Source organism: Chitinophagales bacterium (genome assembly GCA_019694975.1).
Taxonomy (GTDB): domain Bacteria; phylum Bacteroidota; class Bacteroidia; order Chitinophagales; family UBA10324; genus JACCZZ01.
In genome coordinates this window covers 114294-129913 of record JAIBAY010000001.1, presented here as the reverse complement: position 1 = coordinate 129913, position 15620 = coordinate 114294, and the positions used below count along the sequence as shown (strand labels likewise).

Annotated in this window: 15 protein-coding genes; 10 read left to right on the top strand and 5 right to left on the bottom strand. The window is 45.5% G+C overall.

All coding sequences use genetic code 11. The annotated features are described in order from the left end of the window. Positions 1–11: 11 nt before the first annotated feature. A complete protein-coding gene (gene mqnB / locus K1X61_00415) occupies positions 12–692 on the bottom strand; it encodes a futalosine hydrolase (GenBank protein MBX7107087.1) in 681 nt (226 codons plus the stop codon). Positions 693–843: 151 nt separating this feature from the next. Here mqnB and K1X61_00410 point away from each other — a divergent pair, with 151 nt between their 5' ends. From K1X61_00410 to K1X61_00390, 5 genes are all read left to right on the top strand, one after another. After that, entirely contained in the window at positions 844–1251 is a 408-nt protein-coding gene (locus tag K1X61_00410; protein MBX7107086.1) for a 6-carboxytetrahydropterin synthase, read from the top strand. Positions 1252–1313: 62 nt separating this feature from the next. Beyond that, positions 1314–1967 (top strand): GTP cyclohydrolase I FolE, encoded by a 654-nt coding sequence (gene folE / locus K1X61_00405; GenBank protein ID MBX7107085.1) that lies wholly within the window; start codon positions 1314–1316, stop codon positions 1965–1967. A 399-nt stretch (positions 1968–2366) separates the two neighbouring features. Beyond that, positions 2367–3242, top strand: coding sequence for an ACP S-malonyltransferase (gene fabD, locus K1X61_00400; GenBank protein ID MBX7107084.1), 876 nt, complete (start codon positions 2367–2369; stop codon positions 3240–3242). A 67-nt stretch (positions 3243–3309) separates the two neighbouring features. After that, complete coding sequence (gene fabD / locus K1X61_00395; GenBank protein MBX7107083.1) at positions 3310–4194, top strand: ACP S-malonyltransferase; 885 nt, start codon at positions 3310–3312, stop codon at positions 4192–4194. A gap of 128 nt (positions 4195–4322) precedes the next feature. After that, on the top strand, positions 4323–4841 hold the full coding sequence (locus tag K1X61_00390) for an acyl-CoA thioesterase (GenBank protein MBX7107082.1): 519 nt from the start codon (positions 4323–4325) through the stop codon (positions 4839–4841). Positions 4842–4923: 82 nt separating this feature from the next. Here the strand turns inward: K1X61_00390 and K1X61_00385 are convergent, their stop codons facing one another. After that, positions 4924–5712: a class I SAM-dependent methyltransferase gene (locus tag K1X61_00385; protein ID MBX7107081.1), complete on the bottom strand. Its 789-nt coding sequence runs from the start codon at positions 5710–5712 to the stop codon at positions 4924–4926. Between the two features lie 389 nt (positions 5713–6101). Here K1X61_00385 and K1X61_00380 point away from each other — a divergent pair, with 389 nt between their 5' ends. The 4 genes from K1X61_00380 (at position 6102) to K1X61_00365 (ending at position 13086) form a co-directional block, all read left to right on the top strand. Continuing rightward, a complete protein-coding gene (locus tag K1X61_00380) occupies positions 6102–6998 on the top strand; it encodes a T9SS type A sorting domain-containing protein (GenBank protein ID MBX7107080.1) in 897 nt (298 codons plus the stop codon). A 120-nt stretch (positions 6999–7118) separates the two neighbouring features. Continuing rightward, positions 7119–8294, top strand: coding sequence for a T9SS type A sorting domain-containing protein (locus tag K1X61_00375; protein ID MBX7107079.1), 1176 nt, complete (start codon positions 7119–7121; stop codon positions 8292–8294). A gap of 434 nt (positions 8295–8728) precedes the next feature. After that, positions 8729–11167, top strand: a complete 2439-nt coding sequence (locus tag K1X61_00370) for a PIG-L family deacetylase (GenBank protein ID MBX7107078.1) — start codon at positions 8729–8731, stop codon at positions 11165–11167. A gap of 212 nt (positions 11168–11379) precedes the next feature. Next, positions 11380–13086: a sodium:solute symporter gene (locus K1X61_00365; GenBank protein MBX7107077.1), complete on the top strand. Its 1707-nt coding sequence runs from the start codon at positions 11380–11382 to the stop codon at positions 13084–13086. Here K1X61_00365 and K1X61_00360 read toward each other — a convergent pair whose 3' ends face one another. The 3 genes from K1X61_00360 to K1X61_00350 all read right to left on the bottom strand — a co-directional run bounded on the left by K1X61_00360 (position 13087) and on the right by K1X61_00350 (position 14629). Continuing rightward, complete coding sequence (locus K1X61_00360) at positions 13087–13398, bottom strand: ribonuclease E inhibitor RraB (protein MBX7107076.1); 312 nt, start codon at positions 13396–13398, stop codon at positions 13087–13089. Positions 13399–13553: 155 nt separating this feature from the next. Next, positions 13554–13844, bottom strand: coding sequence for a DUF721 domain-containing protein (locus tag K1X61_00355; protein ID MBX7107075.1), 291 nt, complete (start codon positions 13842–13844; stop codon positions 13554–13556). A gap of 194 nt (positions 13845–14038) precedes the next feature. Then, positions 14039–14629 (bottom strand): hypothetical protein, encoded by a 591-nt coding sequence (locus K1X61_00350; GenBank protein ID MBX7107074.1) that lies wholly within the window; start codon positions 14627–14629, stop codon positions 14039–14041. A gap of 304 nt (positions 14630–14933) precedes the next feature. Here K1X61_00350 and K1X61_00345 point away from each other — a divergent pair, with 304 nt between their 5' ends. Then, on the top strand, positions 14934–15620 hold the full coding sequence (locus tag K1X61_00345) for a succinate dehydrogenase cytochrome b subunit (protein ID MBX7107073.1): 687 nt from the start codon (positions 14934–14936) through the stop codon (positions 15618–15620).

The window sequence follows — 15620 nt, the reverse complement described above, 5'->3', positions numbered from 1 at the left end:
AGTGGCCTTCTTTATGGTTCAGTCGCCGAGCATACATGTTGAATCAGGCGGATGGCAGTTTCATTGAGGTTATGAATGGCAAGCGGTATGTTCCAATGGCTTTTGTTGCGCCGTTCAATAAAATTAGATACTGCTCTTATCTGTACGCACGGGATACTTTCTTTCATGCAGCAATACATAAAAGCTGCACCTTCCATACTTTCAATATCGGCTGCAAATTTCTCCATGCGCTTACGGATACTGATTTCATTGCCTGACACCGTATTCATCGTAACACCTTTAACGGCCGGAAGTGAACGTACCACTTTATTTGCTGCAGCAGCAGGACTATTGATCCATCCATCAACAAACGGATAACCGTTTTTGTCAGCAAGGCCTGTTTCAAAAGCATCCAGGAAGTCATCACCGTCATCTGCACCAAAGTCACCAAAAGTATCAGCTGCCACATGCACCGTAGTGCCCGGTGGTAAATCTCTGATGAAGCTGCCACAGATACCAAGGTTAACGGCCAGGTCCCAGTTATCCATCTGTAAAATTTTTCCCAGCCGGAAAGCAGTGGGCACCATGCCGGCACCGGTAATCAGCAATTCAACAGCATGATGCTGCAACAGCGGCTGTTGATCCAGCTGAAACAGGTAATCTTCGAGTGGCATAATTTCCATCCTCGTGGCAGCAACGATCAGCAGTTTCATGGCTTAAATGTAGGATTAAACAGTTTTGATGGTTTGCTTTTTTATATGTACCGTCAGTTGTTCCACCGTTTTGTTCTGCTGGCCTGAACATGCAGCTATTGATGAAAAACACAGCCGTCACGACTATCTTTGCAGAAAATAAATTAGCAGCATGTTGTACCTAACCAGGAAAGAACATTTTAACGCGGCTCACCGGCTGTTCAATCCGGCCTGGTCTGAAGAAAAAAATGAGGAGGTGTTCGGTAAGTGTTCCAATAAGTACTATCACGGTCACAATTACGATCTTTTTGTTACGGTCAAAGGTGAACCTGCTGCCGACACAGGATTAATTGTCAATGCTAAGGAGCTCAGTGCCATCATCAGGCGTACAGTGGTTGATAAACTCGATCATAAAAACCTGAACCTGGAGATCGCCTTTCTCAAAGGCATTATCCCCAGTACGGAAAACCTCGCAAGAGCGATCTGGCAGGAGTTGGAGCAGGAGATCACGGGTTGCAGGCTGCATTGTGTAAAGTTGCTTGAAACAGAAAATATTTTTGCCGAATATTACGGGGAATGAACTTTTGTCATTGAATCCGGTTACTACAGCATTCATGTAATTAATTCAACCGGATAAAAATTATGACGCAGCTTGTTAAGTCAAACCCCAGGAAGAAAGGAAATACTGATACGCAAAAGAGGTACACTAAGGTGGAAATCTACAAGGAAGACACATTGCATGATTTAGCCGGGCACTACCGTGAGATCATCCGGATACTGGGAGATGATGCCGCCAGGGAAGGACTTGAAAAGACGCCCATGCGTGCTTCTAAGGCCATGCAGTTTCTGACACATGGCAATCAGATGGATCCTGAAGCGATCTTAAAATCAGCCATGTTCAGGGAACAATACAGCGAAATGGTGATTGTGAAAGACATCGAGATGTATTCCATGTGCGAACATCACCTGCTTCCCTTCTTTGGCAGGGCACACATCGCTTATATACCCAACGGATATATTGTAGGCCTCAGCAAGCTTGGCCGCATCGTTGATGCATTTTCGAGGCGTTTTCAGGTGCAGGAACGCCTCACACATGAGATTCTTAATTGCATTCAGAGCACACTCAATCCTTTAGGTGTTGCCGTAGTGATCGAAGCCAAACATCTTTGTATGATGATGCGTGGTGTTCAGAAACAGAATTCCGTGGCTACCACCTCAGCCTTCACGGGTGAATTTGCACATGAGAAAACGCGTTCAGAGTTTATCAGGCTTATCTCAGCCGATCTGATGCGTTAACAGATTACATCCCTTCAGTAATTGTTATGGCAGTTTTCCGGCTGAGCCATCAATAATTTTTTACCCGATACTCACTATCCCTTACCATAGGTAAAGGCAAAACTCCACTGCCGGATTCGTTTTAATTCATCTGTATATCAACAGATATTCACTGCCTCTTATCAGGTAATTTCTTATGACTTAATCAGGTCATCATTTCCCTTTCCGCCTTCCCTGGCAACCTGTGTTATCATTGGAGCATGCAGCGGCGGAGAGGGCTTTTTATTGTTTATTGAAACACTGATTAGCAGGGAGGTTAGTGTTGAAGAGCAGCTTGTTTTTGCGATTACTCATCCGGTAAGCCTCGCCCTTTTCTTTATATATTTGCGCGATTTAGCAGTCAGCAATAAAATTTACGCAATGAAAGCTTACATTTTTCCAGGGCAGGGCTCACAGTTTCCGGGTATGGGAAAGGATCTGTACGAATCAAATCAGGTGGCAAGGGAGTATTTTGAAAAGGCCAATGAAATTCTCGGATTCCGCATTACCGCTATCATGTTTAACGGCACCGACGAAGCATTGAAACAAACAAAAGTGACACAGCCTGCCATCTTTATTCATTCCGTGGTAAAATCAAAGGTGGCGGGAGAAGATTTTTTGCCTGATATGGTTGCCGGTCATTCGCTGGGTGAGTTTTCTGCACTGGTGGCTAATAAAGCGCTGTCATTTGAAGACGGACTACAGTTGGTCTATAAACGGGCGCAGGCAATGCAGAAAGCATGTGAGATGCAGCCGTCCACCATGGCAGCCATATTGGGACTCGACGATCAGGTAGTGGAAGAGATCTGCGCTTCCATTGATTCAGTAGTGGTGCCGGCAAATTATAATTGCCCGGGGCAGTTGGTAATCAGCGGATCAATAGAGGGTGTGAATGCAGCCTGTGAACAATTGAAATCGGCCGGAGCCAAGCGGGCACTGGTGCTGCCGGTGGGAGGCGCATTTCATTCGCCGCTCATGGAACCTGCACGCCAGGAACTGGAAACCGCCTTGCTGCAAACACCATTTGCAAACCCGATTTGTCCTGTCTATCAGAATGTGAATGCGGAAGCAGCTTTTGATCCGGATGTCATCAGGAAAAACCTGATTGCCCAGTTAACGGCGCCGGTGCGGTGGTCGCAATCGGTAAAAGCAATGATCGCAGATGGTGCAACTTCATTTATCGAATGCGGCCCGGGCAATGTATTGCAGGGACTGGTGAAGAAGATTCACCGGGAAGCCGTTACGGCTGCACTCTGAACGATGGTTGCAGCCGGTCAGATAAAAGCAGTAATCGAAAAATACAGGAAAAAGGTAAACGAAAGAAATGAACAGAGCATATTTGTTCCCCGGTCAGGGATTTCAGTACGTGGGCATGGGGAAATCGGTGTATGAGAGTTCACCGCTGGCACGGGATTATTTTGAAGCGGCGAATGAAATGCTGGGATATCGTATTACGGATTTTATGTTTCACGGTCCAGAGGAAAAATTGTTTGAAACACAGATCGTGCAAAATGCCATTTTCCTCGTTTCACTCATCAGTGCTTTAAAGGAAGGAAAGAATTTCAGGCCGTCTATGGTGGCGGGCCATAGCCTCGGAGAAACAACAGCGCTGGTGGCGAATGGCTGCTTATCGTTTGAAGATGGACTGATGCTGATGAATGAACGTGCCGTGGAAATGGAAAATGCATTTAATAAAGTGCCTGCTGCAATGGTGGCCGTGCTTGGGCTGGAAGATGCCATTGTGGAGAAGGTATGCGACATCATTGACGACATCGTGGTGCCGGCAAATTATAACTGCCCCGGGCAATTGGTGATTGCCGGTACACGGGAAGGAGTGCAGGAAGCCTGCAGGGCGCTCACAAAAGAAGGTGCCAGACGTTTTGTGCCGCTGCAGGTTGGCGGGGCAGTGCATTCTCCCCTGATGCAGCCGGTAGTGGATTATCTGAAAAGAAAACTGACTACCATCAAATTCAATGAGCCCCGTTGCCCGATCTATCCGAATGTTACCGGTATCGCAACCATTAATACGGATGAAATCAGAGAATACCTTACACTGCAGCAGATAAAATCGCTGAGATGGACAACCACCATTCAAAACATGATGCTTGACGGCGCAACTGAATTTGTGGATTGCGGTCCGCCACACGTTATCAGCGGAATGGTGCGGCGTATCAGCAAAGAAGTGTCCATAAACAGCGCTGTATTATAGCTGAAGCTTTGTCAACCTGAGGGAAAGTTGTTTTTCCGCCAAGATGCATTGAAATTTTCCGGTTTATCTGTTGCCTGTTTGCTGAAGGCAACTGATCGGTATGAAATATTTAAACAATTCTGATTCCTATGAGCAACCTGCAACGGCCCATTCATACAGAAACCATCATGACACAGGTGGTACAGCCGAATGATACCAACCCATTAGGTAACCTGCATGGCGGAAAGCTTATGTACTGGATGGATGAGTGTTCAGCCATCAGTGCTACCAAACACAGCAGGGCCATTGTGGTGACTGTTTCTGTGGATGGAGTTTCTTTCAAAAATCCGATTGAACTCGGCAGTTTTGTAACAATTATTGCCAGGGTAACGCGCACGTTTCGTACTTCCATGGAAGTGTTTATTGAAGTATGGTCGGAAAATATCCCGAAAAACACCAAGATTAAATGTAATGAGGCCTATTACACTTTTGTGGCGTTGAGTGAATCAGGTGAACCTATTCCTGTCAATGAAATTCATCCTGAATCGGATGAAGAGATACGATTGTACGAAGGTGCTATACGCCGCAGGCAGGTAAGGCTGATTCTTGGCGGCAAGATGAAAGTCGAAGATGCCGCTGAGTTGCGTAAGTTATTTATGAAGGACTGATCGATATACTGACTTTGCTGTTTTGCTGACTCCTGACGGATAAACGGAAGATAATCTTTATGAATAAATAGTTTGGGCAGGTCTACGTTCTGAGTATAAAATCCTGCTTCGACAGTTGTTTCCTGAAAAAGACAATGCCAAAATGGAACAGGTCGATAGTAAGGGTTACCCTTGCATTCCCCTTAATGATTTTCCAGGCTGCATTCATTTCCGGTGACCAGTGAATGTCGTCGAATACAAAGATCGACTGTTCATCTGCGAATGCTAATGCCTGACTGAAATATTGAAGGGTAGGTTCCAGGCGATGATTGCCATCAAAGAATACCAGGTCAGGCTTTCCGGATTTCTCCAGTGCCTTCATCAACGTGGTAGCAAAAGGCCCTTCGATAACTTCGATATTATTGATGCCTGCGGAAATAAAATTGCTGCGTGCTTTTGCCGCCAGTGCCGGTGAGCCCTCCAGCGATATGACCTTCGCCTTGATACTTGCCTTTGCAAGATACATGGCAGAAATACCCAGCGATGTTCCTAATTCAAGCAACTGCATGCACTTATTGTAAACGACTATCCTGAAAAGCAATTGGGCCTGCCGGGCAGGTTTGGCCGATTTTTTCAGCACGTCACGTACCCGTCGCTTTTCAGGAATTGGCGCATCGGCTCCTGCACCATAATCAATCACAGAAATTATTTCATCGGAAGATAGCAGGCGGCTGCGCAAAGATTCGATTTCATCGTATGCATAAAAATGCCGCCGGTCATGTAACACATTCACCATGAAATCATAAACGAAGGGCGAGTGCATATTGCCGACACCTTTCGCCCTCAGCAGGTATTGCAGGTATGCCTTAAGCCGGAAAAACAGATGCTTCATGTATTTGGAAAAAAGGACAAGCCGCTAAAGGTCAGTATTTTTTATCCTGGGAAAAGTGGTCAGCAGGAAATTTTTATGCTCATTATAACTGCATAAAAAAGTGAGCAATCATTAATAGCTTATTACAACAACAGGTTGGTTGCAGGCACAATGTGCGATACAGCAAAAGCGATCCGGAATCAGCCGGAACCTGTTACTTGTGAAACGGGATGTTTGAAGGCAAATTTCAACTCGACCTTCATGTGGAATCATGCGCATTGACCACATTTCTGAATTCATTTACATTTGCACAAAATTTTATAATGCGCTGCACCGTCCTGATAACTTTATTGCTGCTCCTGTGGCAACCCTATTCATTTGCTCAACGACCTGCAGGTGCATTTGCGTCATTGACTTTCCCAGAATACGCTGTCACCGGCACCCGTGATTACTTTGATACACTCATGGCCGGCAGTTTCATTCCTCAAAGTGAAGGCGGACTGGGATGCGCAACAGGAATTTATCCGGCTGATACGGGTTATGTGTCAGGCAACAACAGCTACGGCGATCTGCAAAAGGCACAGTTTTTCAGCTTGCATCAGATGGGCTATACGGCGCCCGGTTATGTGCAGGATGTACAGGTGCGCTTCGGTAAAAAGGTAACCTTATCAGGTACCAGTGTTGTATTTATTAAAGTTTATGCGGTTGATACAGCCGGATTTTGGCCGGGCGAATTAGCCGCTGTTTCCACGGCCGTGCCGGTGAATTCGATAGATGTATCAGGTGCCGGAAATAATTTTCATTTTATCGCACCCTTCCTGGTGGGGGATTCCTTTTTTGTAAGTGTTGTTTTACCCACTGAAACCGGAGATTCGCTCGCAGTGCTTTCTTCCATTAACAACTGCAGGTCATTCACCGCATGGTCGTGGGAGCAATGGTCTAATGGCAGCTGGCATACCATCGTAAATTCATGGCTACTGGATATGGATCTTGCTATATTTCCGGTGGTAGATCTGCCATTTAATGTGGGCGTGCAGGGTGAACCGGCCGACAGGATAAACGCAATACTTTCGCCTAATCCTGCCAGCGGGCAAACGCAATGCAGCATCACGCTGCCGCAAAGCGGAAACGTTTCAATAACGGTGCTGAATGAACTGGGTAGCCGGGTGCGGTATATTGATAAGGGTTTGCTGTCGCCGAGTGCATATTCGATACCTGTTGATTTAATTGACCTGCCGGACGGCTGCTACTACCTGGTGCTTACTTGTGGTAATCAGCGCCGGATATTACCATTGGTGATCCAGTAAAACTGTCGAACGCATATTTAGATTTGTTAATAGCTTTAATCCTTATCGCTGATGCAGCAGCCACCGGATTTTTTTTCTTAATTCAAAAAACATAAATTGCAATCCTAAAACAACTTAAAAATGAAAAACTACTACTTAGCCGTACTGATATTGTTTATAGGTGTTGGTGCTTTTGCGCAGGCGCCCTATAAAAATCTTACCGAAAATGCCTATACCGGCGAACAGATCAGGCAGATGAAAGCAGCCCGTTGCCCTGCTTTACAAAGCAACACACGGGATGTTTATGAAATGTACGTGGATTACAGCGCCGCGAATTTTGACGATGCGCTTTACTATGGATATACATTTAATACCAAGTATGATGCAAACGATGAAGCGCTGAATTATGCGGCTGTCGTAATCAATAACCTTGTTGGTGAAACTGATTACAACGATCCGATCAACACCTATACTGACTGGACTATTTTGGGTTTGTCGGATTCATTTCCCAATGATGTGGTGGTAACCATTGATACGGCTTACTATATTTTCATTCACTCCAATAATTCCGGCGGACTGGATACATTGACCATGAACCTTGTTAAAACCCTGGGGAATGGCGCACCTTCACAGAGTTCATCGAGTATCTTAAAATCAGTTCGTGATTCGGTTGACTTTGGTCTTTCCGTTGAACCCGGTGGCACATGGCAGGATGGTGCTGCTGTTATCCTCGGTTATCCTATGGAATATACTTTAGATCCGGGGCAGAAATCAGCCTTCGTCCTGAATTATTATAATAAAAATGAATTGGATACTGCCGGCTTACTCGCTGGTTGCGTAGACAGCGATCAGGATGGTATTGCTGATGCTCCAAGCACTTTTGAAACATCGTACATGCGTCTTCCGCCGAATATTCCTTCCGTTACCAAGAATGCACAGATTGTTTATGTGGATGGAAGCGGAAATGTGTTAGGCGCATTTGCTTTCCAGAACTGGGCATTCTTCTTTAAAGTAAGCATTAACACCGTAGTGGGTATTGCTGACAATTTTGATAACCTCGATCTGACCAAGATCTACCCGAATCCTGCGGTGGATAATTCTCAGATTTTTTATGGTTTGCATCATGCCGCTGACGTAAGGATTGATCTTATTGATCTGAGTGGCAAATACATCAAGACGCTGTATTCCGGCAATGACGGTGAAGGATCATACATCCGCAATGTTGATTTGAGTGATGTTGCCTCCGGTGCATACCTCGTTTCGTTGAGGGCTGGCAGCGGATCACCTGTTGTTTCCAAGCTGATCGTAAGCAAATAATTTTCCTGATTACCTTCTTTTGAGGCTGTCTTAAACTCTGTGTTTGAGACAGCCTTTTTTTATGGCCATCCGTCCTGATTCCGTTAGACAATATGGTCAGGTTGCCACTGCAGATTTTTTTCAGACCTGCTTTATTGAATGTGAGCATTAGTCTGTTCATAATTGCCAAACTGCCTTTGTGCAGGTATTCAGATTAAGTTCAGAAATTAAAATCCGGTTCAGATAAAACTTGTATGAACATAGCGGTTGTTTAAAATGGCTGTGAAGGATAGATACTGTACAATCTTCTTGATGTGTGATGATGTGTTTATACCCATGTAATTTTGAAATGCAATGAGTTGATTCATGCTGTGTACAATAACTGTATTTTTGATGCTTCGAATCAATTTCCCATGAACCATCGTTTAATACAGCTTGCCTGCTGTATCCTTTTGATGATCTCTGCCACTGCAGATAGTATGGCGCAGACAGCACCTGCTGCCAATGCCGCGGAGATACAACTTCAGCTCAATAAGCTGAATGTTTTAGGCAGTGTCTTATATCTCGCCGCTCATCCCGATGATGAAAATACTCGCCTGATTTCTTACCTGGCGAAAGAAAAGTTGTACCGTACAGGATATCTTTCACTCACGCGCGGCGATGGCGGCCAGAACCTGATTGGTAATGAACTGGGCGACTTGCTTGGCCTCATCAGGACCCAGGAGTTGCTGGCCGCAAGAAGAATTGATGGTGGCGAGCAATTTTTTACACGGGCCAATGATTTCGGGTACACTAAAAACCCGGAAGAGACATTTACCTTTTGGAATAAGGATTCCATTTTAGCAGACGTCGTTTTTGTGATCCGGTCTTTTCAGCCGGATGTGATTATTTGCCGCTTTCCTGCAACGGGCGAAGGCGGGCACGGTCAGCACACGGCTTCCGCTATGCTGGCCGAAGAAGCCTTTAAAGCTGCAGCCGATCCTAAGCGCTTTCCTGAACAACTGAATAAGGTGGCAGTGTGGCAGTCAAAACGGTTGCTGTGGAATAGTTTCAACTTCGGTGGTAACAATACCACTGCTGATGATCAGCTGAAAGTGGATATCGGTGTGTTTAACCCATTGCTCGGTAAAGGTTATTCAGAAATTGCTGCTGAAAGCCGTTCCATGCATAAGAGCCAGGGCTTTGGCGCGGGTAAAAACAGGGGAACACAACTCGAATATTTTAAGCCCATACTTGGTGCAATACCATCCAAAGATTTATTCGATGATATAATCACCGGTTGGAGTCGTGTTGCCGGAAGTGAACAGTTGCAACAACTGATTGATAGGGTGATTGGTAATTATAATCCATCAAAGCCAGCCGCTTCAGTGGAAGCTCTTTTGGCAATCAGCGAAGCTTTGCAGCAATTGCCGGATGGTTACTGGAAAGCACAAAAGCTGAAGGAAACAGAACAGCTGATTTGCCTGTGTTCCGGGTTATGGTTTGAAGCCTATACCATGCAGCCAACGTTAGCAAATGGCAACACCTTTGAATGGAAAGTGCAGGTGGTTAACAGAGGTGTGATTCCGGTAGCGTTAAAATCGGTTAGCATACAACACTTCGATACGCTGCTGAATAAATCTTTACCTGAAAATACACTGGTTACACTGCAAAGAAAGCAGTTGCTCGATTCAGCAACAGCAGTCACCCAACCATATTGGTTGCAGCAGCCGCACGGGCAGGGCATGTTTGTTTTTGGCGATCAGCGTTTGACAGGCAGCCCGGAAAACGAACCACCCCTTATTGCCACCTTCAGTTTCGACATTGATGGAAAGGCCTTTAGTTTCAAACGCCCGCTTTATTACAAATACGTGGATCCTGTAAGAGGTGAAGTCTATCAGCCGCCTGCCATTGCTCCCGCCATCACGGTTACACTGGATGAACCGGTCTATCTTTTCAAAAGTGAACAGGCCCGGCAAGTGAAGGTGAACCTGAAAACCAATGTAGATAACGCCGCTGGTACCGTTTCTTTAAAAGTGCCGCAGGGTTGGGTGGTAACGCCTTCCGGCAGCGCCTTTAATTTGCCGGCAAAAGGGGATGAAACTTCGATGGTTTTTTCAGTGAGTCCATCCACCCATGCGATTTCAGCAAGCGTGGATACATTGAAAGCCATGGTGGAGATGCGTGGAAAAAAATATGACCGTGGACTGCGAACCATCAGCTATGACCATATTCCGGCCATGCAGCTTTTCCCTCCGGCACAATCAAAACTGGTGAGTGTGCCGTTGATTACAAAAGGAAAAAATATAGGTTATGTTCAGGGCGCGGGTGATGTCATTCCGGAAATACTACGACAGGTTGGATACAATGTTACCATGTTGAGTGATGATGCCATAGCCAATGGCAATCTCGCCATTTATGATGCTGTCATCACCGGTGTGAGGGCTTATAATACCAATGAACGCCTGAAATTTTTGAATGAAAAATTGCTGGCCTATGTTAAAAACGGCGGTGTGTTGCTGGTTCAATACAACACAAGCGGCAGCGACCTGGTGATAAATAGTATCGGGCCTTATCCATTTAAAATTTCACGCGACCGCGTTACTGATGAAACCGCATCGGTTCATTTTCTGCATGCTGATGATGAACTGCTTAATGTGCCGAATAAAATCACCAGTAAAGATTTTGAAGGATGGATACAGGAACGCGGGCTTTATTTTCTTTCTGACGTGGACAGCAGCTACCGGAAAATTCTTTCCATGAACGATAAAGGAGAAGCGCCTTTGGATGGCGCATTAGTTGCCTGCAACTACGGGAAAGGAAGGTTCGTTTATACCAGTCTTTCGTTTTTTCGTGAATTACCGGCCGGAGTGCCCGGGGCGTACCGCCTTTTTGTGAATTTGATTTCGAAATGAGTGTTTGTCTGTACATCGCAGCTGGTTGTCGAAAAGCACCCGTGAAATGCCTGTCACAGCGGGATATTGAACTTTCAAACATCAATCAACATGTCGGGAAAAGGAAACAGGTTACCGCCATTTTTCCGTAACTGGAAGCAATTCTATGCTTTCGTGGCAGGATGGCTGCTGCTGCTCATCATTGCTTTTTATTTATTCACCGTGTACTTCTCATGAGCACACCCGACTGGATTGTTTTGTGTGGCACGTTATCGTTGATTCTGCTCTATGGCATCTACCGGAGCAGGCGGCATGAAAACCTGCACAGCTATCTCCTCGGAAACCGTTCCCTGAAGTGGTACCAGGTTGGTTTCTCGGTGATGGCAACGCAGGCAAGTGCGATTACTTTTTTGTCGGCGCCGGGACAAGCTTACACCGATGGAATGCGTTTCGTGGAGTTTTATTTTGGCCTTCCATTGGCAATGATATTCCTCTGCGTATTCTTTCTTCCCATCTATCACCGGTTGAAAATCTTTACCGCTTATGAATTCCTCGAGCAACGGTTTGATCTGAAGACACGCACCCTCACCGCCTCGCTGTTTCTCACACAACGGGGACTTGCCGCCGGGCTCACCATATACGCACCTTCCATCGTGCTTTCTTCACTGTTGGGCTGGAACATCTACTGGACTAACATTTTTATGGGGGGATTGGTAATCACCTACACCATGCTTGGCGGCACGAGGGCTGTCTCCGTTACGCAGGTGCAGCAGCTGATGGTGATTTTTGCCGGTATGTTTTTGGCCGCAGTGATGGTGGTAAGATTGTTGCCTGATGGCGTGGGTATTACAGATGCCTTGCAGGTTGCCGGTAAGATGGGCAAGGCCAACGTAATAACCACGCAATTCAGCTGGAACGACCGGTATAACATCTGGAGCGGGCTGATTGGTGGATTTTTTCTTGCTCTCGCCTACTTTGGCACCGATCAGTCGCAGGTAGGCCGCTACCTGGCTGGCAAATCCATCGGTGAAAGCCGGCTGGGATTGCTGATGAACGGTTTGCTGAAAATACCCATGCAGTTCCTTATTCTGCTTATTGGCGCTCTTGTGTTTGCTTTCTACCAGTTTCAGCCAGCTCCTGTTTTTTTCAATACCAGGCAGGTAACGAAAGTGATGAACTCTGAAATGGCCGATTCATTTCGCATGGTTAATCATCAATATGATTCCATTAGTTTATTGAAACAGCAATATGCTTTTCAACTGTTAGATGGTTTAAAGGAGGATAATGATGCACAGACTGCCGCGGTTCAGGAAAGCCTGCAAGCACTGGATAAGGAAGGCAAGGCGATTCGAAGTGAAGCCGTTGCCTTGATCAAGCAAGCGGATCCTGCAGCCGATACCAATGATACCAACTACATCTTTTTAACCTTTGTGCTTACCTATCTGCCAAAGGGCCTGGTTGGTCTCCTGATTGCTGTAGTGTTTTGTGCTTCCTGGAACTCTACTGCAGCGGAACTGAATTCACTGGCTACTACCACGGTGATCGATATCTACCGGAGAAACATCAACAACAAAGCTTCACAACTGCATTATGTCAGGGTTTCAATGTGGGCCACGCTGGGATGGGGAATTTTTGCGATTGGTGTGGCGCAGCTGGCTAATCAGCTCGGCAGTTTGATTGAAGCAGTGAATGTGCTGGGTTCGCTTTTTTATGGAAATATTCTGGGCATATTCCTGATTGCTTTCTTTCTGAAAAAGGTCACCGGTTCTGCGGTTTTCATTGCAGCGATTATTACTGAAATATTGGTAATCGGCATGTATGCAGCCGACCTGGTAGCTTTTCTATGGCTTAATATGATTGGCTGCGTGGCAGTCATGCTATTATCGTGGCTGTTGCAGCAATCAGGTTACTTCCGGGGAAGCACAAGTGCTTCACGGTAGTTATTCGGTAACCGGATTCCATCCGCTGAAGCTGCAATCATGCCTGTAGCCTGCATGGCACATTGAATCTGTCCATGCATTAACCGACTGCAGGTTCATCACCATGCGCGAGCTGCTGCCTGATGCCACAAATAAATGCACGTTGCCGGAAGAAGCATGTACGGTATTCATGTGATACTGCAATGCTGAAAGTTCATCCGACAGACTTTGTGCTTTTGCTGAATCATTGGTGGTGAAGAAAAAGTCGAGGCTGATGCCGCTTTTTTGATCGACGCCGAACTGCGTGAGTTGTTGCAGCTTTTTTTCATTCATTATTGTATGTCGGCTGCTCAGTGTGTCAAGTGCCGGTGCCGTTATAAATCGTTCTGGCCGTTGATTGCATGCGCACACAAGCAGCAGCATTAAAGCAGGAAGGATCTTTGTATAATTTGCTGGCGACAGCATGCCGGTCAATATTGGTTATTGTTTTATCTCAACACCACTTCCCGAATAAAATCCTTTTCAATGGCTTCATTGATTCGTTCCATCATCACCTGGCGGTTGTACATCAGTTCCTGGCGCAGCGGTGCGGAATTGATGGTGAGATACAGTTTTTTATTACTGACAAACATTTTCTCAGTGTATTTCGAAATGGTTTTGCCAAACAGCGATTCCCAGTGCTGCAGCAGCTTTACCTCATTCATTTTTTCTTTGAGATGATAAGTCTGCAACAATTCCGCAATCACTTCTTTTATCGGCTGGTCATTCTGGCGCTTCATCAAGTGAAATTAAACAAAGAATCATAAATACCAGCCATGACGGAGATAGCTGAACACCACTGGATGATCCTGCATTTATTATTGCAGTGATCCATTCATATCATACTGTTTATGATAAGGACTTCTGCGGCATGCGCAGAAGATTCGCGAATGTATTTTATATAAATGAAAATGCAGTTACTCTTTCCGCATCATCAGAACCCGATTCCCAGGTAGAGGTAAACATAGGACGGGTTTGATTTATAATCCTTCAATATGCTGCTGATGCCATAGGCATAACCGAGCCTGGCGCTTACAATCAACACATCAACATCCAATCCTATGGTTGGGTCAACATGAAATCCGGATAGTTCGTCTTCCGCAATACCGAGTTTCTCATCCACTTTTTTTCCAACCACAAAACCCGGTAACGCACCAGCAAATGCACGGATGTTGAAAACATTGTTGGTGGTGGGAAGCAGGCTGAGTCCCGCCAATAGCGGAATCTTGATTTCTGAGTACGAAATATCTCCGATGACTGATCCGCTGACGGGAACAAAAGAGGAAGCCAAATGATAATAGTGCAAGCCTGTCTGCCACCAAAAATGCTTGCCTCTCATGTAAGAGATGCCAAACTGGTAGCCGGTCTTGCTGTCGGTGATGAACTCATCTTCCTTCACAATAGGATTGTTCCAGTTTAATCCTCCCTGTAAAGAGAATTCACTTTTCTTTTCATCTTGAGCGAAAAGGTCATGTTGCAGAAACAATGCTGCTGTTAAGAAGAATATGAAGTAAAGGCGTTGCATAGGTGATAATTTCTTTTGCGTAAAAATAGAAGTACATTCGCACGAACGGTGACAAATTTGCAAAAAATTAATGGTAATAAGGACAGCTCATTATTAAATAACTGCCTGCATCCTGCAGCTGATGGTAGCCGGATGCTTCATCCATTACTGCATCAAAATGCGCAGACAGCCGCATAATTTCTTTCATTTCCATTCACTACATTAGCATCCGTGATTTAGTTTTGCATTGCCGGGAGCAATTGCGGATCTATGCATATCGCAAGTTTTCTCAACATACCTTTCACTACAAAAACAATTACCGACCATGAGCTGGGTTACTGCAATGTTCACATCTACCCTTGAAAGAAAATTTGTGATGTCACTTACAGGCTTGTTTCTTTGCTCCTTCCTCATTGTACATCTCGGCGGTAACCTGCTTACACTGGTGCCTGACAACGGGCTCACCTTTAATGCCTTCACACATTTTATGGAAACGAACATCCTGATTAAGGTTATGGAGTATGTGTTGTTCGCGGGATTCATCATCCACATCGTGCAGGCAGCTTTCATTACCTATCAGAACAGGCAGTCAAGACCCGTGAAGTATGCCGTTTCAGCCGGTTCTTCCAACAGCAAGTGGTATGCACGCAATATGGGAGTGCTCGGTGTTGTCATCCTGATATTCCTGGTGATTCATCTTAAGGATTTTTTTTACGAACTGAAATTCGGAGATGAAGATTTCGGCGTGGATGCCAATGGTAATGTAAACCTCTTCAGGGAAACAGTAGGCGCATTCGGACAGTTTCCTTATGCATTGCTGTACTTCATTGCCATGTTTGGATTAGGGTATCATTTGTGGCATGGATTCCAAAGTGCATTCCGCTCTTTAGGCCTGATGCATTCCAAGTACACGCCTGCCATTGAAGGCCTTGGAAAAATTTACACCGTTGTCATCACCGGTGGATTCATGTTTTTACCTGTTTACTGGTATTTGGTTCAACTTTTAAAATGA